The sequence below is a fragment of the Collinsella sp. AM18-10 genome (assembly GCF_003471585.1).
Taxonomy (GTDB): domain Bacteria; phylum Actinomycetota; class Coriobacteriia; order Coriobacteriales; family Coriobacteriaceae; genus Collinsella.
Map to the genome: position 1 here is coordinate 1 of NZ_QRJO01000008.1, position 21,259 is coordinate 21,259.

Sequence of the window (21,259 nt, forward strand, 5' to 3'; positions counted from 1 at the left end):
TCGTCGGCGCGTTCTTCGGCGTGCTGGCGTAAGGGCCCGGCTGCATAGACTGTCATTGCAACCTGGTAAGGGGATGGAGCGGGCCTATGCCCTCCATCCCCTTACTTGTATAGAGGGAGTTCGTATGTTCGCGAAGGATCGCGAAGCAATGCGCCTGACGCCGGCAGAAGTCAGGCTGATTCTTATTGAGTCCCTGCAGTGGTGCGCCAACAACGCGGTCTACTTTTTGGGGCTTATCGGTGCGGCCACGTATGATCTGGCTGGCACGGCCTTTTTGGTTGCCGCCATTACGCTCGTGCGCAATCTTATGACGTCGGTGGGCAATATGGTGTCGGGCTCGGTCATCGATCGCTTTGGACCGCGTCGGACGTCGTTTGTGACGTGCGTGATTACGGCGGTGCTTTCGCTTGGCGTGGGGTTGGCGCCGTTGTCTGTCCCCGGGCTTGTGTTTGCCGCGTGTGTCTTGGGACTTGCGGGCGGTTTTATCAACACCTGCACGCATGCGTTTCCGGGATACCTAGAGTCGACCACCGAGGGCCGTACCCGCGTGAACGGTCTCATGGTGTTTTACAGCAATATCGCCTATACCGCTGGCCCGCTGCTCGGTGGTGCCATCGTGAGCTGTTTTGCCACGCAATCGGTCTATCTGCTCATGGCGGGCATGATGGGTGTGGCGGCCGTGCTCTCCTTGGGCTGCCACGAGTGTGTTGTTCCCGCAAAAGGGGAGAAGCCGAAGGGCGGTATTCTGGGCGGCATGGCCGAGGGTGCGCGACTTACGTTTCGCGACCACGACCTGCGCCTCATCTTTATCTCGGGCTTTTTGGGTTTCTTTGCGTTTGGCGCGTTCGATTCGCTGGAGTCGTTGTTCTACCGTGATGTGCTCAACGTGGATATCGTCTGGCTGGGCTGGCTGTCCTCGGTCGTGGGCCTCACTTCCTCGGTGGGCGCGTTCATCCTGACCAAGCTTTCTGCTCGCCATGTCAACCTACGATTGTTACTCGGCGCGCTCATGGCCGTGGGCATTGGGTCCATGGTGTACGTGGGCACCGATATGCTGGGGGTCGCGATTATCGGTCAGGCGATTAACGGTCTGGCCTGGGGGTTCCTGGAGCCGCTGCAGATGATCTTGATTCAGGAGCGCGCAGACATCAAATACCTGGGGCGCATTACCGGCTTTGTGCGTTTTGGCCTGATGAGCGCCGGCGTGGTGCCGCTGCTGGCGGCTCCGTTTTTGGCGGAGGCTTTGGGCGTCCAGACGGTATTGTTTGGGGCATCGACCATTATTGCGCTGGTAGGAACGCTGTTCTTTGTCACACAAGGGAGACGCCAGGGGCGTTAGCTATACATCAAATTCTAATTTAATACCACTCACCAGAGAATTTCGACCGTTCACCGAGGATTGGGGCAGATTGAAAAGTGGTATTAAAAACACGTTAGGTGTATGTCTATAATTGGTATCGAAAAGAAACGCGATGTATAGATTCGCGTGCAAGACAGAAAGGAAAAGCAATGAAGGAAACCGAGAAGATCGAGATCATGCACTTTAGCCAGGAGGGCTACGTCGAGGACGGCAAGAACGTCTACGAGGCCGGCAAGAAGATGACCGCGCTCGCCGACAAGGTCGCCGACGAGGGCTACGACGCCGTGTTCCTGATGGGCGTCGGCGGCACCTGGGACGAGCTCATGCAGCTCGAGTACCTCATGAACAAGTTCGGCGACCGCGACCTCGAGGTCTACCTGATCCACGCCGCCGAGTGGAACGTCTCCGGCCACAAGCGCATGACCGAGAAGTCCGTCGTGCTCACCGCCTCCGAGTCCGGCACCACCCCCGAGGTCCTCGAGGCCGTCAAGAAGATGAAGGAAAAGGGCATTCGTGTCTACGCCATGACCAAGCCCGAGGGTCTCATCGGCCAGGCTGTCGGCGCCGAGAATTGCGTCAAGATGGCTTCCGATCATGGTAACGGTGGCTGCGAGATGGGCTACTACCTCGCCGACTGCTTCGGCCTGCGCCTGCTCAACCGCCGCGGCTGCTTCCCGCAGTTCGATAAGTTCATCGAGCAGACCAAGGACGTTTGGACCCACCTGGTCGACATCCGCAAGAGCTTCGAGCCGCGCGCCGAGGAGCTCGCCAAGAAGTACGCCCTGGCCCCCTACACCATGTTCATCGGCTCCGGCGCCCTGTGGGGCGAGACGATCCTGTTCTCGATGTGCATCCTCGAGGAGATGCAGTGGAAGCGCACCCGCTACATCACCTCGGCCGACTTCTTCCACGGCACCCTCGAGCTCGTGGAGCCCGGCGTCCCCGTGTTCCTGTTCATGGGCGAGGACGAGAACCGCAAGCTCGACGAGCGCGTCCGCGCGTTCCTGACCCGCGGCGTGACCGGCGACACCGACATCAACATCATCGACACCGCCGAGTTCGCCATCCCCGGCCTTGACGACGAGTTCCGCGTCATCGTGTCTCCGTGGATCCTCTCCTCGCTGATCACCGATCGCCTTGCCGCTTACTACGAGACGGTCACCAAGCACAACCTCAACTACCGTCGCTACTATCACCAGTTCGATTACTAATCGGCGACAAATTAGCTACTGATCAAGAAGCACCCTGCCCGGGCGCATGCGTCCGGGCATTTTTATGCCGAAGTTCGCAAGAAAGGGGAATCGAATGAGGCAGTTTATCGTTGCATCCCATGCTCATTTTGCGTCCGGAATCGTCGAGAGCATTGGGCTACTCTCGGGCGAGCGCGAGAACGTCCATGCGCTGTCTATGTATGTCGACGGAAACGAGGACCTGGTCAAGGAGGCCGCAGCGATTCTGGACGGCTTTGCCGCGGACGATGAGGTCGTCGTTTGCACCGACCTCTTTGGCGGCAGCGTCAACAACGAGTTCACCAAGATCGCCCAGACGCGCCCCAACACGCACCTGGTGACCAATATGAATCTGCCGCTCCTTATTCAGCTGCTGTTCGTGCCCGACTCCACCCCGATCGATGAGGCCATTCGCCAGATCGTCGAGGCGGACGACACCAAGGTCAAGTACGTCAACGACCTGCTGGGGCAGGCCGAACTCGATGAGTTTTAATCGTTAGGAGCACATCATGATTCAGATGATTCGCGTGGACTATCGACTGCTTCACGGCCAGGTTGCCGTTAGCTGGACCTCGGCTCTGGGTGCCGACTGCATCCTGTTAGTGAGCGACACGGTCCTCAACGACAAGCTTCGTCTGCAGGCCCTGTCCCTTGCAAAGCCCGAAGGATGCAAGGTCGTCGTCAAAAACACCGAGGATGCCGTCAAGGCGCTCCAGAGCGGTGTGACCGACAAGTACAAGCTCTTCGTGGTTTGCGAGACGATCCAACAGGCCGGTGCCGTCGCCAAGGCGATGGGCGTCAAGAAGATCAACCTCGGCAATGTGGCCTTTAGCGAGGATGCCCGCCAGGTCTCGACGAGCGTATTCCTTACGCCCGAGAACGAGGCCTACGTGAAGGAGCTACTCGGCGAGGGCTATGAGCTGTTCATTCAGATGATTCCGGCGGATGCGAAGACTGATGCCGCAAAGGTCATCGGTTAGGGGCTGTCATGGTTATCAAGACGATCCTGATTTTCCTGATTGCCCTTTTGGGCTATTCCGAGTGGCTGACCGGTACGAGTTACCTTCAGCGCCCCATTGTGCTCGGACCGTTGGTCGGCCTTGTCATGGGCGATGTGGTGACCGGCACCATTATGGGCGCCACGATGGAGCTTGCCATGGTCGGTGCCATCTCGGTCGGTGCGTATAACCCGCCCGATACGATTTCCGGAACCATTCTGGGCGTGTCGCTTGCCATGCAGGCCGGCGCGGACGCTTCGGCGGCCCTGACCCTGGGCATTCCCATCGCAACGATCGTCCTGGCGCTCGATACGGCCCTGGGCCAGCCGGTCATGCTGCTGCTGGTGCACCGTATCGACAAAAACGTCGAGGACGGAGACACCAAGGCCATCACGCGCAACATGCTCATCGCCGGTTACGCGCAGAGCTGGTGCGGCCTGCTGATCATTCCCCTGGCATTCTTCTTTGGCGCCGATGCTGTTGCCAGCCTGCTCAACATCATCCCCGATTTCGTTCAGACCGGCATGGATGTCGCCGCCGCCTTCTTGCCCGCACTCGGCTTTGCGATGCTGGCGCAGATGATTATGAACAAAACAGTGGCTCCGTTCTTCTTCGCTGGCTTCTTCCTCGTCGCCTACTTTGGCATTAGCACGACGGGCGTGGCGATCTTTGCCGCGATTATCGTCGTCGCGATGACGGTTTTGGGTGACAAGAAAAAGGCGGAGCAGCCCGCAGCGGCAACCGAGGATCCTGCGATTGGGAGTGGGTTCGATGAGTTTTAAGTTTGAGTCTTCTTACGACGGGTTGATTTCCCGCGCAGACCTTAAGAAGCTGTTCTGGCGCTCGATTCCCTATGAGCATTCCTGGAACTACGAGCGTATGGGCCATATCGGCTTTATGTGGGCCCTTATGCCGATCCTTCGCAAGCTGTATCCGCAGGATGCGGACTTTAAGGCCGCACTCAAGCGCCATATGGAGCTCTATAACGTCACGCCGTATATCTCGACGCTCCCCATGTCCATTGCTGCCGCAATGGAAGAAGTCAACGCCACCGAAGATAACTTTGACACGAGCGCGATCTCTAATGTCAAGCTTGCTTTGATGGGACCGCTGTCCGGCGTGGGCGATGCCTTCTACTGGGGTACGCTGCGAATTTTGGCAACGGGTGTCGGCACGTCGCTGGCGCTGCAGGGCTCTATTCTTGGCCCGATTTTGTTCCTGCTCGTGTTCAACGTCCCCCACTACATCATCCGTTACCTGCTGACGTTTGTGGGATATCGCTTTGGCTCGGACATGATCAGCAAGGTCCAGGAATCGGGCATTATGGACACGATCGTCAAGATGGCCTCTATCATGGGCGCCATGGTGATCGGCGCTATGACCATGGAGATGGTCACCGTGGACATTCCGCTCATGGTCGGCGCGGGCGATGGCGCTCAGACGCTCGCCGAGCTGCTCAACGGAATCTTCCCGGGCTTTGTTACGATGGGGCTGTTTGGAATTGTCTATCTCATGCTCAAGAAGAAGATGAATCCGCTGCTCATCATGCTCGTGATCCTACTCGTGAGTATCGCCGGCGCGTTCTTTGGAGTGCTTGGTGTCCAGTAGGGTATCCGTCATAATTAAAACAATATAAGAGGGGGCGTCGCGCACATTGTGCTGCGGCGCCCTTTTGCCGAAAGGTGGACAAGATGGAGTATCCGCAGCTTGCCGTCATGAATATCAGCCATCGTTATTTTGACCTTGAGGAATTCTTTTCCTCGGCAGCGGCCTCGGGCTACACGTGTTGCGAGCTTTGGACCGGGGCGATGCATCTGTATGTCGATTGCCATGGATACGATTCGATCGAGCAGGTGCGGGAGCTGTCACAGCGGTATGGGGTTCGGATTGTGGGGCTTTGTCCCGAACAGAACAACCCCAAGCCGTGGAATATCGCGGCGCGCGGGAATGAAGCGCGTACCCGCACGCTCGCGTACTTTAAGAACGTTGTGGATATCGCGGCGGAACTTGGAGCCGAGCAGGTCATGGTCTCGAGCGGCTGGGCATTTTTGAACGAGCCGATCGAGGACGCGTGGGGTCGCAGTGCCTCGATGCTGCGTGCGATTGCCGAGCATGCGGGAGAGCGCGGCGTGCGACTGGTGCTCGAGGCCCTACAGCCGGTTGAGTCGATGATCGTGAACTCGGCGGCCGATACGAAGCGCATGATCGAGGCAGTTGATCATCCGGCACTTAAGGCGTGTCTGGATATGGGCGCCATGGCGGTGGCGGGGGATACCATCGACGATTACTTCGACCTGCTTGGCGATGATGTCGCCCACGTGCATTTTGTCGATGTTGCGGCAGATGGCACGACGCATCTTGCCTGGGGTGACGGCGACCGCGATATGCGCGCTGACCTGGATAGGCTGGTGGCGCGCGGCTATCGCGGAGTTGTTTCGGCCGAGACCTATGACGGGCGCTATTTTGCCGACCCCGCAGCTGCCGATGCGCAGGTAATGGCAGAGTATCGTCGTGCGATTGGCGCCTAGGTGGGGTTGGGCTGCGGCAACCTACTCTATGTTTCCAGATGAATACGGTGTGAGCGGTTGCGACGGATTTTCCCCGCAAGCACTCTAGTATGCTAAAGTACCCAGAAGACCGGCGGAGCTACGCCGGTCTTCTGCTCTATATGAAACACAGCATGAGGAGGCTCACCAGATGACGGCCACACCGTGGGGATTCCGGGACATATTGCCCGAGGAGGCTCAGGCGCGCGAGGAGATTGCGCTGACGGTGAAGGGCTGCTTCAGGGAGCATCATTACCTTCCGGTCGAGACGCCGCTGCTCGAGGACAAGGGTTCGCTCGAGGAAGGCGGCCGCATTGCGGACACGCCGTTTAAGCTCTTTGATGACGACGGTCGCCTGCTGGTGGTCCGTCCCGACAACACATTGCCGATCGTGCGTCTGGTTTCGACCCGCATGCGCGCGGCCGACCTGCCCCTACGCCTTCGCTACGAGGCGCCGGTGGTTCGTGAGTGCCAGCGCAATGCCGGCGGCTCGCGCCAGTTTACACAGCTGGGCTTTGAGCTTATCGGTGCGGGCGACACCGCGGGCGATGTCGAGATTGTCTCGCTCGTGGCCGAGGCGGTGCGCAAGCTGGCGCTGCCCGATGCGCGCATTATCGCAGGTAGCGTGCGTCCGTTTAAGGAGCTGCTCGCGGCGTGCGAGGATCGCGAGCTGGCTGCCGAGGCCCTGCGCTGCGTGCACGCCAACGACTTTGTGGGCCTCGATGCCCGCGTGGCGGCAAGCGCCGAGTCCGATGCCGTCAAGGTTGCCATTAGCGAGCTGCCGCGCTTGCACGGCGGCGCCGAGGTACTCGACCGCGTCGATGTGCTTCTGGCGGCGGCGGGCATCGTCGCGCCGCTCACGAGTGAGCTGCGTGCTCTGGTCGAGGGCCTGGCTCCCGGGGACGCCCAGGTGCTGTCGTTCGACTTCTCCATCATGAACTCTTTCGATTACTACACGGGCCTGGTCTTTAAGGCCTATGCCGGCGGCCTGCCTGACCCGGTCGGTTCGGGCGGCCGCTACGACTCCATCTTTACCGGCGCATTTGGCGACGGCATCGAGGTGCCGGCGGCGGGTTTCGCCTTTTCGCTCGAGCGTCTGGAGGCCGCGCGCACCTCGGCCGAGGACGCCGCTTCCGATGGCGATCACGCCGCGGGCCGTGGCGCCGAGGGCCCGCTGCGCATCGCCGTGCCCAAGGGCTCGCTCAAGGCCGATACGCTCGACGTGCTCGAAGCCGCGGGCCTGGACGTCTCTGAGTTGCGCGATCCGGGCCGTCACCTAATCGTGCGCGGCCGCGACACGCGTGCCGGTGAGGGCGCGGTCGGAGATATCGAGTTTGTCATTGTGCGCCCCAGCGATGCGCCCGCCTTTGTGGGCTGCGGCGGTGCCGATTGCGGCATCTGCGGTTGGGACTCGCTTATCGAGGCCGACCTCAACTTGCTGCAGCTGGTCGATCTGGGCTATGGCCTGTGCACCTTTATCGAGGCGGAGCCCGCATGGCGCGCCGGTCAGGCCGAGCGCAACTATGCCCGCCGCGGGTCGCTTCGCGTGGCAACCAAGTACCCGCGCATCGCGAGTGCCTGGTATGCTGAGCGCGGCGTGAACGCCGACATCGTCTCGCTGCACGGCAATATCGAGCTGGGGCCCATCGTCGGCATGACCGATCGCATCGTGGACATTACCGCCACTGGTGCCACCCTACGCGACAACGACTTGGTCATCACCGGCCGCATCATGGACTGCACGGCCCGCTTCTTTGTCAACCCGGGCGCCGCGCGCCTGGACCCGCGCGTTCGCAACCTGGCCGATCGCCTGGCGACTGCCGTGAAGGACAAGCATTTTGAGCCCGTCGCGGGCTCGGCACAATAGCGCGAGCGCGCACGGGCGCCCCAACGTACGGGCTGCGGGCCGATTGGCGCCGCCGCCCGGCCTCTCGTTTTTCGAACACAACCTCGACCGATAGGGGATACCGATATGAAGACCATCAAGCTTGCTCCTGGTGAGCGCCTCGTTACCAACCAGCTCAACCGCAAGGGCGTGCTACCGCAAAACATCGTCGACGCCGCCCGCGATATCGTGGCCAACGTGCGCGCCAACGGCGATGCCGCGGTGCGCGATTACTGTCAGCGTTTTGACGGCGTTGAGCTGCAGAGCTTCCGTCTGCCGCAAGAGCAGATCGATGCCGCGCTCGAAGGCCTCGATCCCGCTTTTGTCGCGGCGCTCGAAAAGGCTGCACGCCAGATTCGCGAGTTCCACCAGCGCGAGGTCGAGCAGAGCTGGTTTACCACGCGCCCGGACGGCACGATGCTCGGCGTTAAGGTGACCCCGCTCGCGGCGGCCGGCATCTACGTGCCGGGCGGTCGCGCGCAGTATCCCTCCACCGTGCTCATGAATGCCATTCCCGCCAAGGTCGCCGGCGTCAAGCGCGTGGTTATGGTGACCCCGCCGCAAAAGGACGGCCTTATCAGCCCCTACACGCTCGCCGCGGCAAAGCTCGGCGGAGTGGACGAAATCTATATGGTGGGCGGCGCCCAGGCCGTGGCCGCGCTGGCGTACGGCACCGAGACCATTCCGCGCGTCGACAAAATCACCGGTCCGGGCAACGCCTTTGTTGCCGCTGCCAAGCAGATCGTCTCCGGCGATGTGGGCATCGACATGGTCGCTGGCCCGTCCGAGGTCTGCGTGCTGGCCGATGCCACGGCCAAGCCTATGGTGGTCGCGGCCGACCTGATGGCTCAGGCCGAGCACGATCCGCTGGCGGCCTGCTATCTGGTGACCTGCGACGAGCAGTTTGCGCGTGAGGTCGAGGCGGGTATCGACATTCTGGTAGCGCAGTCCCCGCGTGCCGAGATTACGTGCGCTTCGCTCGATAACGAAGGCGCCATCGTGGTGGCCGCCGACATGGCGGCCGCCGTCGAGGCCGTGAACACCGTGGCGCCCGAGCACCTTGAGCTGCACTGCAAGGATGCGATGGGCCTGCTCGGCGGCATTCGCAACGCCGGCGCCATCTTTGTGGGCGCTTGGAGCTCCGAGCCGCTCGGCGATTACGTTGCCGGTCCCAACCACACGTTGCCGACCGGCGGCACGGCCATGTTCTCCAACCCGCTTTCGGTCGAAGAGTTCGTTAAGCGCTCGAGCGTTATATGCTATACGCCCGAGGGCCTGCTCTCCGACGCTCCCGCTACGCAGCGTCTGGCCGAGGCCGAGGGCCTGTGGGCGCACGCGCTTTCGGCCGCACTGCGTCGCCGCGTGTTGGAGCAGGGCGAGGATGCCGTGAGCGCCGAGTCGCTCGCCGCGGCCGACCTGACCAAGGTCGCCTGGCCGGGCGACGCCGTGGCGACGGTTGCCGAGGGCGTGGACCTGGCGGCTGCAGGCGCAGATGGCGCTGGCGTAACCGGCGGGGAGGCCTAATATGGCCGAACTCACGCCTCGCATGAAGGAGCTCGTCCAGCCTTACCTGGCCGGTATTGAGCCCTACGATCCCAACTTTACGCCCACGCGCATCAACCTTTCGGCCAACGAGAACACCTATCCCGTGCCGGCTGGCGTGCGCGAGGCGGTCGACGCCGCCCTGGCTGCCACGCCGCTCAACCGCTATCCCGATCCCATGTCCAACGATCTGCGCGACGAGCTTGCCGCTTGGCATGGTGTGGCGCGCGAGAATGTCTGCGTGGGCAACGGCGGCGACGAGCTGCTCTATAACTACCTGTTGGCGTTTGGCGGCGCGGGACGGACCCTGCTCAACTGCCCGCCGTGCTTTAGCGAGTATGCGTTCTTTGCGTCGCTCTGCCAGACCGAGGTGCGCGACGTGTGGCGCGACCCCGCGACCTTTGAGCTCGACCAGGCAGCCGTGCTTGCGGCGGCGTCCGAGTGCAACCTGGCAATCGTGACCTCGCCCAACAACCCCACGGGTGACGTGGCACCGCTCGACTTTGTCGCGGCGCTGTGCGATGCGTGCCCCGGCATGGTAATGGTTGACGAGGCCTACGTGGAGTTTGCCGACGATTCGTTTGGCGCGGTCACCACGGCGCAGGGGCTTATCGCCGAGCATCCCAACCTGGTGATTCTGCATACGTTGTCCAAGGCGTTTGGCGCTGCCGGTACGCGTCTGGGTTACGTGATCGCGGCGCCGGAAGTCATCGACGTGTTCGCGGCGATTCGCCAGATCTATTCAGTTAACGTGCTGAGCCAGGCGGCAGCACTTGCCTGCGTGCGTGCCCGTGATGCCTACACGCCCGTGGTGGCACAGATCGCATCCGAGCGCGAGCGCGAGCTGTGCGCCCTGCGCGCAATGGCTGCCGAGGGCATGCCCGTGGAGGCATGGCCGAGCGCGGCGAACTTTGTGCTCGTGCGCACGCCGCATGCCACGCGCGTGCGCGAGCGTCTGCGCGACGAGTATTCGATTTTGGTGCGCGACTTTAGCTACGCGCCGGGGCTTGCGGACTGTCTGCGCATCACTGTGGGTACGCCGCAGGAAAACGACGAGGTGCTGGCCGCGTTTGCCGCGCTGGTGAAGGAGGAGATGTAGATGGACCGCTATGCCGAGGTAACCCGCAAGACGGGCGAGACCGACATTGTCGTAAAGCTCGACCTGGACGGATCTGGCGTGTGCGATATCTCGACCGGCGTGCCGTTTTTCGACCACATGCTCAACGCTTTTGGCCGCCATGGCCTGTTCGATCTGACGGTGCATGCGGTGGGCGACGTCGAGGTCGACGCGCACCACACCGTTGAGGACACGGGCATTGTGCTGGGCGAGGCGTTTTGCCAGGCGCTGGGCGACAAGGCGGGTATTACGCGCTTTGCCGACGCGGCGATCGCCATGGACGAGACACTCGTGATGGCCGCCGTGGATATCTCGGGTCGCGGGCAGGCCTATTGCGAGCTGCCCGTGCCGACTGAGCGCGTGGGCAGCTTTGATACCGAGCTGGCCGTCGAGTTCTTCTATGCCTTTGCGCGCGATGCCAAGCTCACGCTGCGCGTGCGCGAGCTGGCGGGCGGCAATTCGCACCACATTATCGAGGCCGCCTTTAAGGCCGTGGGCCGCACGATGCGCCGCGCCTGCGAACTCGATCCCCGCGTGCAGGGTATCCCCAGCACCAAGGGCTCGCTGTAACCGTCACAAGGGTAAAACCACCACGAAGATGCCTGTCCTCTTTGTGGTGGTTTTGGATGATGAGAAGTGGAGGGGTCGCGTGGGCGAACCGAAGATCGTGGTGGTCGACTACCACAAGGGCAACTTGTCGAGCGTCGTGCGCGGGCTTGCGCGCGCCGGTGCCGCCGCCTGCACGTCGGACGATCCGGAGCAGATCCGCAACGCCGACGGCCTGGTCATCCCGGGCGTGGGTGCGTTCTATGACGCGATCGCCTTTATGCGTCAGAGCGGCGAGGAGGTGGCCGTGCTCGATGCCGTTGCCGCCGGAACTCCGCTGCTCGGCATCTGCCTGGGCCTTCAGCTGTTTTTTGAGCGCGGCAACGAGGGCGTGCCTGCGAACGAGGACGCGGACGCGGACGACGATGCCTCCGAGCAGGCCGGTGGTCCCTGGGTCGATGGCCTGGGCATCATGCGTGGCTCGTGCACGCACCTGGAGTCGAGCCGTCTGAAGGTCCCGCACGTGGGCTGGGACCAGGTGCGCATGACGCCCGCCGGTGCGGCCGATCCGTTGCTTGCCGGTTTTGCCGAGGGCGCCAACATGTATTTCACTCACAGCTACGCGGTGGCCGACGACGTCGATGCCGCCGATGTGTTGGCGCGCACGCACTATACACGGAGCTTCCCGTGCATCGTGCGCCATGGCAACGTGTGGGGCTGCCAGTTCCATCCCGAGAAATCCTCTGCGCTGGGTCAGCGCATCCTTAAGAACTTCGTGAGCATCGTCGAGGGGGCCGGCCGATGATTCTGTTTCCCGCAATCGATTTGATCGGCGGCAAGGTCGTGCGCCTGGAGCGCGGCGACCGGAGCCGCTGTAAGGTGTATTCTGACGACCCCGTGGCCGTTGCCCGCTCCTTTGCCGAGCAGGGCGCGAGCTGGGTGCACGTCGTCGACCTGTCCGCTGCCTTTGGCGAGGACGAGGACGCGTGCGCTGCCAACTCGGCAGCGATTAAGGCCATCTGCGGCGTCGACGGTCTGTCCGCGGACGTGGGCGGCGGCGTACGTTCGCTCGCGCGCATCGACGAGCTGGCCGGCTACGGCGCGCGTCGCATCGCGCTAGGCACGGTGCTCGTGACCGAGCCGGGATTTGCCGAGGTGGCGGCGCAAGGCTTTGGCGAGTTACTGGTGGCAGACATTGCCGCCCGTGACGGCCAGGTCAAGGTGAATGGTTGGCGCGACGGCGCGGGTGTGGCGCTCGACGACGCCGTGGCGCAGCTCACCGAGCTGGGCTTTAAGCATCTGGTGTATACCGACATCGCGCGCGATGGCATGCAGACGGGCATCGACGTGGCGGCGTATCGCCATGTGGCCGAGGTCGCGGGCTTTCCCGTCGTGGCTTCGGGCGGCATCTCGACGCTCGACGATATCCGCGCACTGGCCGCGGTGGGCGAGGATGCCATCGAGGGTGCCATTACCGGTCGTGCGCTCTACGAGGGCAACTTTACGCTGGCCCAGGCGTTGGCCGCCGCCCGAGGGAAGGAGTAGCCCATGCTTGCCAAACGCGTAATTCCCTGTCTGGATGTTAAGGACGGCCGCGTGGTCAAGGGCGTCAACTTTGTGAGCCTGCGCGATGCGGGCGACCCGGTGGAGCTGGCCCGCGCCTACGACCGCAAGGGCGCGGACGAGGTCGTGTTTTTAGACATTACCGCCACAAGCGACAACCGCGCGACGACCATCGAGATGGCGGCGCACGCGGCCGAAGAGCTGGCCATTCCCTATACCGTGGGCGGCGGTTTCCGCGACTTGGCGGGTATGCGGACCATGGTTGCCGCCGGTGCCGATAAGGTGTCGCTTAACTCTGCCGCCGTGCGCGACCCGTCGCTGATCAGCCAGGCCGCCGCGGCGTTTGGCAGCCAGGCCGTGGTCGTGGCGATTGATGCCAAGCGCGTGGGGCTGCCCGGGGAGCCGGGCGCCGATAAGTGGGAGGTCTTTACGGCGGGCGGCCGCAACGCTACGGGTATCGACGCGGTGGCGTGGGCCGAGGAGGCGGTTCGTCGCGGCGCCGGCGAAATCCTACTGACCAGCATGGATCGCGACGGCACCAAGGCCGGCTTCGATTTGGCGCTCACCCGCGCCGTGGCGCGCGCGGTACCAATCCCCGTCATCGCGAGCGGCGGCGTGGGCACGCTCGAGCATTTTGCCGAGGGCGTGATCGAGGGCGAGGCGGATGCCGTGCTGGCAGCAAGTGTCTTTCACTTTGGAACCTTCAGCATTCGCCAGGTGAAGGAGTATATGGCGTCGCAGGGCATCCCTGTGAGGTTGGACTTCTAGTGCTGCGGCTTGTCCAGGCACCGCATCTTGCCGCTCAAACCGTCGCTCGCGTACCAAAGTACGCGTCGCTCCTCTTTCGCGGCAACCTGCGGCACCTGGACAACCCTCGCCGACCTGTGGGGTTTCGTTTGTTACTTGGGAGAAATGATGACTGAGGTAGTAGAAGCTGCTGATCTTAAATACGACGCTCACGGGCTGATTCCTTGTGTGGTTCAGCAGTATGACACCGGCGAGGTGCTTATGGTTGCTTGGATGAACGAGGAATCGGTGGGGCTGACGCTCAAGACCGGGACCACGTGGTTTTGGAGTCGCAGCCGCCAGGAGCTCTGGAACAAGGGCGCGACGAGCGGCAACATGCAGGAGGTCAAGGAACTCTGGGCCGACTGCGATAGCGATACGCTACTGGTCAAGGTCGACTCTCCGGGCCCGGCCTGCCACACCGGCAACCGTACCTGCTTCTTTAAGCACGTAAAGGGGGGGACACGATGAAAGTCGTGACGCCGTTCGAGGTCGCCGAATGCAACACCGAGCTCCTCCGCGCGGGCGTGCCATGCCGCGTGCACCTGACTGATGCCTGCGGGGCGCAGTCGCTTTGGCTCGAGGCCGAGAAGGAAAGGCTCAATGAGGCCCATGCCGTCATCGTCGAGTTCTTTGAGAAAAAGGGCGCAAAGCCTCGGTTCGATGAGACCGGTACCTACTTTACGCTGCAGTAACGAGAGGAAATAACCATGGGAGTCAGAACAGCTAACGTGCAGCCGGGAAACATCGGTGAGACGCTGACGGGACTGGCCGAGGTGATTCACGGCCGTCGCGATGCGCCGCCGCAGGAGAGCTATACCGCGCGTCTGCTGACCGACGTCGAGGACGAGCTTCTCAAGAAGCTTGCCGAGGAGGCGAGCGAGGTGATCATGGCCTGCAAGGATAACGACCACGATCACATCCGCTACGAGGCCGGCGACCTGATCTACCACCTGCTCGTGACGCTCGAGCGCTACGGCATCACCCTCGACGAACTGGCCGGCGAACTCAACGCCCGCCGCCACTAGTCATTGGGGACGTTCTTAAACGACTAGTTAGGCGAGGGGCGTGGATTCCCATTCGCCGGTGGGGTGGGGGATATCGAAGGCCCGGTAGCCGCAGTCGTAGGCGTGGGCCTGGGCCTCGCGGATGTTCCAGCAGATGTCGCAGGCGCGGTGCGCGTCCGAGCCAAAGGTGATGGGCACCTCGGCATGGGCGAAGCGGCGCAACAGCCCGGTCGCGGGGTAGTAATCGTCGAGCCCCTTGCGCGGTGCGGCGGTCGAGACCTCAACGCGGCGACCCGTATCGTGGGCGCATTCGGCCATCTGCTCCCAAAACGGCGCGGGGTCAAAGTCGGGTGCAAAGCCGTCCTTCGAAAAGCGCATGACCAGGTCGGGATGGGCCATCGCGTCAAAGTTGAGTGAGCTTTCGCAAGCACGGCACCAGTCGTCGACGTAGCACTCCCACACGCCGCGCACGCCTAAGTTTTCCCAAACATGCAAGTTGGTATCGTCGTCGATCCAACCGCAAAGGGAATCGGGTGTATCGGGGCGCGCGACGTCCTCTGTCCCTGCCGTGCCCGCGGCGCCTGCCGCAATATCGCCCGGGTTGCCAATCCAGTGCACGCTGCCCAGACGTACGACGGCGCCCTGGGACCAGCGCTCTACCAAGGGCTCGCAGCCCTCGTACCAATCGCATTCAAAACCGTAGATAAAGGTGAGCTCCGGCGCAATCTGCGCGGCGAGTTTGCGGGCGTCCTCAAAGGCCAAACGATGTGCCGGCAAGTCGCCCTCGACGACCTGCACCTCGCAGTTAGCATCCATACTGGCGGGCAGGGTAAGGTGGTCGGTCGAGACCATGACGCGGCAGCCGGCGGCAGCAGCGGCACGGACGTTGTCCTCGAACGAGGCGTGCCCGTCCGAGAACGAGGTATGAGTATGGCAATCGACCAGCGGGCAGGCGGGCATGGCGACTCCTTTGCATTTGGTGAATCCGCTCCATTGTAACGGCGCCGCCCCCGACGCGCCGGGCACGTCGGGGGCCGAAATCGACTGGAAAGGGCGGGCAGCGCACGGTCGCCGCCGCATGGCATCGACCCAGCTTCCAAACATGTACGTCAGCATCCAAAAGCTGCAAAAAATGACATGTTTGGAGGGTGACGTACACGTTTGGACGAGGGCGACGTTCGGCAATCGACGGCGCCCGCTGCGGCTACTTGTCAGATGCTGCCGCTCGCTTGGCCTGCACCGTTATAATCGCGTGCCTCACGGCGGTGATGGGGCGATAGCGGATCATACGCGGTCCCGACCAGCGCATGACCTCGCGGATCTTCTCGCGCATGGCAGGCCGGTAGCAATGCGAAGGACAGGCCGAGCAAAATGTCTTGGTGCCCATGTGCGGGCAGTGCTCAATGCGCGCGATGGCGTATTTCTGCAGCTCGGCGCATTCGGGGCAGAGCGTAATGGTTCGAAGGCCGAGTTTCACGCGCACGGACTCATCGTCGCCAGCCTGTTCGACCACATGCCCGCCGCCATGATGCCCACGACACCACAGCGCAATCATCTGCGACACCATTTGGGCCTCACGCTCACGTTTGCGTGCTAGCTCCGGTGTGTCGACTGGGCGCGCCATTAGCTCAGCCTCCCGTGCTCGACCGAAAGCGAGAAATCGGCAAACGCGTAGGTGCTGGCACGGTGGCTCACGAGCACAATGGTCTTGCCGCGGCGCTTGAGCTCGTCGATTGCCTGCATCACGGACGCCTCGTTGAGAGCATCGAGCGCGCTGGTGGGTTCGTCGAGCAAGATGAAGGGTGCGTCGTTGAGGAAGATGCGCGCAAGGCCGATGCGCTGGCGCTCGCCGCCCGAAAGCGAGTCGCCCAGCTCGGCAACGGGCGTGTCGAGTCCCTGCGGCAGACGGTCGATGAGCGTGGTGAGTGAGGCGGAGCGGCAAGCGTCGAGCAGCTCGGCATCGGTGGCGTTGGCGTGCGCGACCAGCAGGTTCTCGCGTACGGTGCCGCAGAACAGATGCGTGTCCTGGGTCATATAGGACTCGTGGCTGCGCAGGCTCGCCGTGTTGATGTGGCGGGCATCGACGCCGCTCACCGTGATGGTGCCGGCTGCGGGGTCCCAAAAGCGCATGAGCAGCTTAAGCAGCGTCGACTTGCCCGAACCCGAGCGCCCCATGATGCAGGTCATGGTACCGGGCGCAAAGGTGCAGGTCACGTCGTCGAGGATGAGACTCGCAGCGGTGTCGTTCGCGACCTGCTCTGTGGCGCCCGCACCGCCCGCGTCCACGCCGCCCACATAGCTAAAGCTCACATGCTCGGCTGCGGCGCCGGCAAACTCAACGTTCTGTCCATCGGCGACCTCGGCGCACTGGGGCTGCTCGTCGAGCAAATCGAGCACGCGTGCGCCCGAGGCGAGCGTCTCCTGCAGTGAGGCGCCCAGGCGGCTCACGGCCATCACCGAGCCAAACGACGACACAAAGGTAAAGACGGCGACAAACGCTGCGGCAAAGTCAATCGTTCCCGCAGCCACCAGCTGCAGCGCACGCCCGAGCATCACCAGATTAGCCACAAGAATAAGCGCATCGGCTACGGCCTCGCTGACCGCCTGGCGGCGCTTGAGGCGCGCGTCCACGGCGCCGACTTGCTCGGTCAGCTTGCCCAGGGCACGGCTGCGATCGGTGCCACCGGCAAACTGGATGGTCTCGCCCGCGCCGCGCAGACTGTCGAGTACAAAGGCGCCCAGCTTACCGGCGCCCTCGCGGCTCTGGCGGCCGGTGGTGCCGCATGCCTTGGCCGAGGTCAGGGGCAGTAGCACGCCCAGGACCGCGTAGGCCACGAGCGCGATGCCCGCGAGCTCGGGGCTCACAGCCAGCAAAAAGCCCTCAAACACAACGGTGCAGACCAGAGCTATGGCAATGGGCGAGATGGTGTGCGCGTAGAAGACCTCGAGCAGCTCGATATCCGAGGTGACCAGGCTCACGAGCTCGCCCTTGCCGCGGCCCTCGAGCTTGGCGGGGGCGAGCTGGCGCAGGGCGCCAAATACCAGGTCGCGAATGTGTGCGAGCAGACGGAATGCGATGTAATGGTTGCAGAGCTGCTCGCCGTAGTGGAGCGGCCCGCGCGCGATGCCGCAGGCGGCGCAGGCCGCGCATGCTGCGATAAGACCAAGCCTCAAGGCGTTGCGGCCCAGCGCGGCCATAAGGCCAAGGGCGCCAAAGGCCGGCACGAACGCGGCGGTGAGCATGCCGATGCTGCCCAGCGCGACGGCTAGCACAAGCCAGCCGGCAAGCGGTCGGACGAGCCCCATCATGCGCCACATGATGGACGGCGCCGAGCGACGGGCGCGGCCGGAGTCAGGCGCCGCGGCAGCGGAAGACGAACTAGTACCGTTGAGGCCATCGGCACAGGCGGCGCTGCCGTCAACAGCCTCAACCGCGCCGGCATCCTCAGCATCACCCTCTGCATACGCATATGCCGAGAGCTGCTCCTGGCTGCTCCACATGCGCGCATAGGCGCCCGCGGCGGCCAAGAGCTCGCCGTGAGTCCCGTGCTCGGCAATGCGGCCGCGTTCCAGCACCAGGATCTGATCGGCGTCCACGATCGTCGACAGGCGGTGTGCCACCACAATTACAGTGTGCCCGCCGGCAAGCGACGCGATGACCTCGCCGATCGCGGCCTCGCTTGCGGCATCGACGTTGCTCGTAGCCTCGTCAAACACATAGATCGGCGAGTCGTGCAGCAGGGCGCGGGCCATGCACACGCGCTGGCGCTGGCCGCCCGAAAGGTTGGTGCCACCCTCGTTAATCACCATGTCGAGCCCGCCGTTGGCCCGCACAAAGGCCGCCACGCGCGTGCGGTCGAGCGCGCGCAAAAGCTCGGTGTCGGTGGCGTTGGGCTGGGCGAGCAGCAGGTTGCCGCGCAGGGTGCCGGCAAACAGGTAGCCGTTGGTGGGCACCAGCGTGACGGCGCGCATGAGTGAGGCGGCCGTGACATCGCGCAGCTCGACGCCGCCAATGCGCACGCTGCCGCGGTAGGCGTCCTTGCGGCCCGCGATAATCCCCGCGAGCGTGGACTTGCCGCCGCCGCTTTCGCCCACGAGTGCCACGAGCGAGCCGTGCGCAATGGTCGCGCTGGCGCTGTCCAGCACGGTGCGGTCGCCGTAGGCATAGCTCACGCCTGCGAGCTCGATATCGCCGCGACCATCAAGCTCAACATCGCCGCGCTCGGGCTCGGGTGTATCCAAAATGCCAAACATGCGGCGCGAGGCGGCCATGCCGTTCATGGCCGTGTGGAACAGCGATCCCAGGCGGCGCATAGGCAAAAAGAACTCCTGTGACAGAAAGACGATGAGGAAGGCAGCCTCAAAGCCGATCTTGCCCGTGGCGAGCTGCAGTGCGGCCACGATAATGCCGAGCGCGGCGCCCATATAGACGACCAGGTCCATAACGCAAATGGAGCGCAGCTGCATCACCAGCAGGTGCATGGTCGCTGTGCGGAAACGCTCGGACTCGGCGTTGATGCGCTCGTGCCAGCTTCGATCGGCCTGGTAGACCTTAAGGGTGGTGAGACCCTGCACGGCCTCCAGGAACATGCCGCCAAGATCGACATAGCTGCCCCAGTACTCGGCACCGATCTTTTTGGCGTTGCGCATGACCATCATAATGGAGACGGGGATGACCGGAACGCAGGCGAGCAGCAGCGCGGCGGGAAGACCCGCCTGGCCCACGAGCAGTACAAACAGCGTGATGGGTGCCAAGCCGGCAAAGAAGAGCTGCGGCAGGTAGCCGCCAAAGTACACCTGGAGTTGCGTGGCGCCCTCGACGCTGGTCTGGACGGCCTCGGCGGTGGGGACGGTCTCGGTGTAGGAGGGGCCGAGTGCGGTGAGCTTGTCGTAGACGAACGAGCGCACGCGGCGGACGGCCTCGAACGCGGCTTTGTCGCCGGCGCGTTGGGCCAGGTAGATGGAGGCGGCGCGCACGATGATGGCGGCGGCGAGCGGCAAGGCCGCCTGTGCGAGGGCATCGACGGCGAGCGCGGCGGAAAGACCGTCCGTGACGATGCCGCCCAAGATGCGCGCAAGCACCCACATCACCGTGATGTTTGCCATGAGCGCGATCCACTTAAACAGGACGCTTGCCATAATGTAGGGCGTTGCCTGCGGAACCAGGGAGAAGAGCCGCTTCTCGAACATGAAACTTCCTATGTCATAACGGTGCCGGGTGGGGTCCTCGGCAGCCGCTTAGTTAGCCAAATGCAACTAGAGTAGCATCGTGCAGCGGATAAGTATGCCGAGGGTTATTTTTTGGCCGATGAACTGCGTAGAAAGTTCAAAATTGTTGAGTGCGGCGAACTTTGTGGTGGACGGAATGCGGGCGCAATTTTGATCGTGTGCGGCCCGCTCCAAAACGTGTACGTCAGCCTCCAAAACCGACAAAAAATGACATGTTTGGAGGCTGACGTACATGTTTGGATAGGGGCAAGGGCGACGACGGACGAAAGTCACGCCTGTGCCACGTTCGATGTGCTAGCGTTTGGGTGAATAAAACGAGCCCGTGCGGAAAGGATCCGGACCGTATGCAACGTGGAAGTACATCTCCGCTGTCCCGCGAGACCGATGCGCCCGAAACCATCGTCAAGCTGGAGTGCGACATCGATGATGCGTCGCCCGAGGTACTCGCCTATGCCGCCGACCGCCTGCGCGAGGCAGGCGCCCGCGAGGTGCACTGGCTGCCCCTCTACTGCAAAAAAGGCCGCCCCGGCTGGCAGCTGCAGGTGATCTGCTCGCATGAGGATATCGAACGCCTGCAGACGATTATCTTTTTGGAAACCACGACCAACGCCGTTCGTCGCCAGGTGATGGAACGCGTTTGCCTGCCGCGTCGTTTTGAGCAGGTAGCGACGCCTTGGGGCGAGGTGTCCGTTAAGGTGGCGACCCTGCCAGACGGCAGCGAGCGCGCGGCTCCCGAGTACGAGGATTGCGCCCGTCTTGCCCGCGAACATGGCGTGCCACTCCAACGCGTGATGCAGGCGGCTCAGAGCGCGGCGCTACGATTCGAGTAGCACGGTAGATGGGCTCCACATCCGCCGGACCCCGTATTCAGCCCCCATCAACCCCACCCGAAAGGACTCCCCATGAAATACCTCATCGCCTCCGACATCCACGGCTCGGCATACTGGACCGAGCGCCTGGTCGCCGCCATCGAATCCGAGCAGCCCGACCGCATCGTGCTGCTGGGTGACCTGCTCTACCACGGCCCGCGCAACGACCTGCCGCGCGACTACGCCCCCAAGCGTGTGATTCCGCTGCTCAACGCCCTGGCCGACCGCATCATCGCGGTGCGCGGCAACTGCGACGCCGAGGTCGACCAGATGGTCCTCGACTTTCCCGTCATGGCGGACTACGCCACGCTGTTCGACGAGACCGGTCGCGAGCTGTTCCTGACGCACGGCCACGTCTTTGGCGCCGGCATGCACAACAGCGTCGACCACGCGCCCGCGCTGCCCGAGGGCTCCGCGCTCGTCTACGGCCACACGCACATCAAGGTTAACGAGGCAAGCGCCGCGCACCCGGGCCTGTGGCTCTTCAACCCCGGCAGCGTGAGCATTCCCAAGGACGGTGCGCACAGCTACGGCATCTACGAGGGCGGCGCGTTCCGTCACGTGATCCTGGAGGAGGAGTAA

General features: G+C 63.2%; 22 protein-coding genes. 19 read left to right on the forward strand and 3 right to left on the reverse strand.

Annotated elements, in window-relative coordinates; translation table 11 throughout:
- Positions 1-124 precede the first annotated feature (124 nt).
- The 17 genes from DW211_RS06250 (at position 125) to hisE (ending at position 14,600) form a co-directional block, all read left to right on the forward strand.
- Positions 125-1,339 carry an MFS transporter gene (locus DW211_RS06250; protein ID WP_199576711.1) on the forward strand — a complete coding sequence of 405 codons (1,215 nt, stop codon included), beginning with the start codon at positions 125-127 and terminating at the stop codon, positions 1,337-1,339.
- Between the two features lie 170 nt (positions 1,340-1,509).
- On the forward strand, positions 1,510-2,571 hold the full coding sequence (locus DW211_RS06255; protein WP_118259873.1) for an SIS domain-containing protein: 1,062 nt from the start codon (positions 1,510-1,512) through the stop codon (positions 2,569-2,571).
- Positions 2,572-2,665: 94 nt separating this feature from the next.
- The gene (locus DW211_RS06260) at positions 2,666-3,082 is read left to right on the forward strand and encodes a PTS sugar transporter subunit IIA (RefSeq protein ID WP_118259874.1); all 417 of its coding nucleotides are present in this window, start codon (positions 2,666-2,668) and stop codon (positions 3,080-3,082) included.
- A 16-nt stretch (positions 3,083-3,098) separates the two neighbouring features.
- Positions 3,099-3,569 carry a PTS sugar transporter subunit IIB gene (locus DW211_RS06265; protein WP_099432278.1) on the forward strand — a complete coding sequence of 157 codons (471 nt, stop codon included), beginning with the start codon at positions 3,099-3,101 and terminating at the stop codon, positions 3,567-3,569.
- 8 nt (positions 3,570-3,577) lie between these two features.
- Entirely contained in the window at positions 3,578-4,369 is a 792-nt protein-coding gene (locus tag DW211_RS06270) for a PTS sugar transporter subunit IIC (RefSeq protein WP_117637121.1), read from the forward strand.
- Positions 4,359-5,195 (forward strand): PTS system mannose/fructose/sorbose family transporter subunit IID, encoded by an 837-nt coding sequence (locus tag DW211_RS06275; protein WP_099432276.1) that lies wholly within the window; start codon positions 4,359-4,361, stop codon positions 5,193-5,195. The genes DW211_RS06270 and DW211_RS06275 overlap by 11 nt, the downstream gene beginning before the upstream one ends.
- An 83-nt stretch (positions 5,196-5,278) precedes the next feature.
- Complete coding sequence (locus DW211_RS06280) at positions 5,279-6,115, forward strand: sugar phosphate isomerase/epimerase (RefSeq protein ID WP_118259876.1); 837 nt, start codon at positions 5,279-5,281, stop codon at positions 6,113-6,115.
- Positions 6,116-6,284: 169 nt separating this feature from the next.
- Positions 6,285-8,000 (forward strand): ATP phosphoribosyltransferase, encoded by a 1,716-nt coding sequence (hisG, locus tag DW211_RS06285; protein WP_118259877.1) that lies wholly within the window; start codon positions 6,285-6,287, stop codon positions 7,998-8,000.
- Between the two features lie 105 nt (positions 8,001-8,105).
- Positions 8,106-9,542 carry a histidinol dehydrogenase gene (hisD, locus tag DW211_RS06290; protein ID WP_117790883.1) on the forward strand — a complete coding sequence of 479 codons (1,437 nt, stop codon included), beginning with the start codon at positions 8,106-8,108 and terminating at the stop codon, positions 9,540-9,542.
- A 1-nt stretch (position 9,543) separates the two neighbouring features.
- Positions 9,544-10,659, forward strand: a complete 1,116-nt coding sequence (gene hisC / locus DW211_RS06295) for a histidinol-phosphate transaminase (RefSeq protein WP_118259879.1) — start codon at positions 9,544-9,546, stop codon at positions 10,657-10,659.
- Positions 10,660-11,247 carry an imidazoleglycerol-phosphate dehydratase HisB gene (hisB, locus tag DW211_RS06300; RefSeq protein WP_118259880.1) on the forward strand — a complete coding sequence of 196 codons (588 nt, stop codon included), beginning with the start codon at positions 10,660-10,662 and terminating at the stop codon, positions 11,245-11,247.
- 79 nt (positions 11,248-11,326) lie between these two features.
- On the forward strand, positions 11,327-12,028 hold the full coding sequence (locus DW211_RS06305) for an imidazole glycerol phosphate synthase subunit HisH (protein ID WP_118334194.1): 702 nt from the start codon (positions 11,327-11,329) through the stop codon (positions 12,026-12,028).
- Positions 12,025-12,768, forward strand: a complete 744-nt coding sequence (locus DW211_RS06310; RefSeq protein ID WP_117646207.1) for a HisA/HisF-related TIM barrel protein — start codon at positions 12,025-12,027, stop codon at positions 12,766-12,768. Before DW211_RS06305 ends, DW211_RS06310 begins: the two co-directional genes overlap by 4 nt.
- 3 nt (positions 12,769-12,771) lie before the next feature.
- Positions 12,772-13,554: an imidazole glycerol phosphate synthase subunit HisF gene (gene hisF, locus DW211_RS06315; protein ID WP_118259882.1), complete on the forward strand. Its 783-nt coding sequence runs from the start codon at positions 12,772-12,774 to the stop codon at positions 13,552-13,554.
- 147 nt (positions 13,555-13,701) lie between these two features.
- Positions 13,702-14,043 (forward strand): phosphoribosyl-AMP cyclohydrolase, encoded by a 342-nt coding sequence (gene hisI / locus DW211_RS06320; RefSeq protein ID WP_118259883.1) that lies wholly within the window; start codon positions 13,702-13,704, stop codon positions 14,041-14,043.
- Positions 14,040-14,267 carry a hypothetical protein gene (locus DW211_RS06325; RefSeq protein WP_117772820.1) on the forward strand — a complete coding sequence of 76 codons (228 nt, stop codon included), beginning with the start codon at positions 14,040-14,042 and terminating at the stop codon, positions 14,265-14,267. The genes hisI and DW211_RS06325 overlap by 4 nt, the downstream gene beginning before the upstream one ends.
- A gap of 15 nt (positions 14,268-14,282) precedes the next feature.
- The gene (gene hisE / locus DW211_RS06330) at positions 14,283-14,600 is read left to right on the forward strand and encodes a phosphoribosyl-ATP diphosphatase (protein ID WP_117629974.1); all 318 of its coding nucleotides are present in this window, start codon (positions 14,283-14,285) and stop codon (positions 14,598-14,600) included.
- Positions 14,601-14,627: 27 nt separating this feature from the next.
- Here the strand turns inward: hisE and DW211_RS06335 are convergent, their stop codons facing one another.
- The 3 genes from DW211_RS06335 to DW211_RS06345 all read right to left on the reverse strand — a co-directional run bounded on the left by DW211_RS06335 (position 14,628) and on the right by DW211_RS06345 (position 19,769).
- The gene (locus tag DW211_RS06335; protein WP_117629973.1) at positions 14,628-15,539 is read right to left on the reverse strand and encodes a PHP domain-containing protein; all 912 of its coding nucleotides are present in this window, start codon (positions 15,537-15,539) and stop codon (positions 14,628-14,630) included.
- A 244-nt stretch (positions 15,540-15,783) separates the two neighbouring features.
- A complete protein-coding gene (locus DW211_RS06340; RefSeq protein WP_118259885.1) occupies positions 15,784-16,203 on the reverse strand; it encodes a nitrous oxide-stimulated promoter family protein in 420 nt (139 codons plus the stop codon).
- Complete coding sequence (locus DW211_RS06345; protein WP_118259886.1) at positions 16,203-19,769, reverse strand: ATP-binding cassette domain-containing protein; 3,567 nt, start codon at positions 19,767-19,769, stop codon at positions 16,203-16,205. The genes DW211_RS06340 and DW211_RS06345 overlap by 1 nt, the downstream gene beginning before the upstream one ends.
- 383 nt (positions 19,770-20,152) lie before the next feature.
- On the opposite strand from DW211_RS06345, the gene larC reads away from it, so the two are divergent.
- Together larC and yfcE are read left to right on the forward strand one after the other, a co-directional pair.
- Positions 20,153-20,638, forward strand: coding sequence for a nickel insertion protein (gene larC, locus DW211_RS06350; protein ID WP_089573585.1), 486 nt, complete (start codon positions 20,153-20,155; stop codon positions 20,636-20,638).
- A gap of 72 nt (positions 20,639-20,710) precedes the next feature.
- Positions 20,711-21,259, forward strand: coding sequence for a phosphodiesterase (gene yfcE, locus DW211_RS06355; protein WP_117640918.1), 549 nt, complete (start codon positions 20,711-20,713; stop codon positions 21,257-21,259).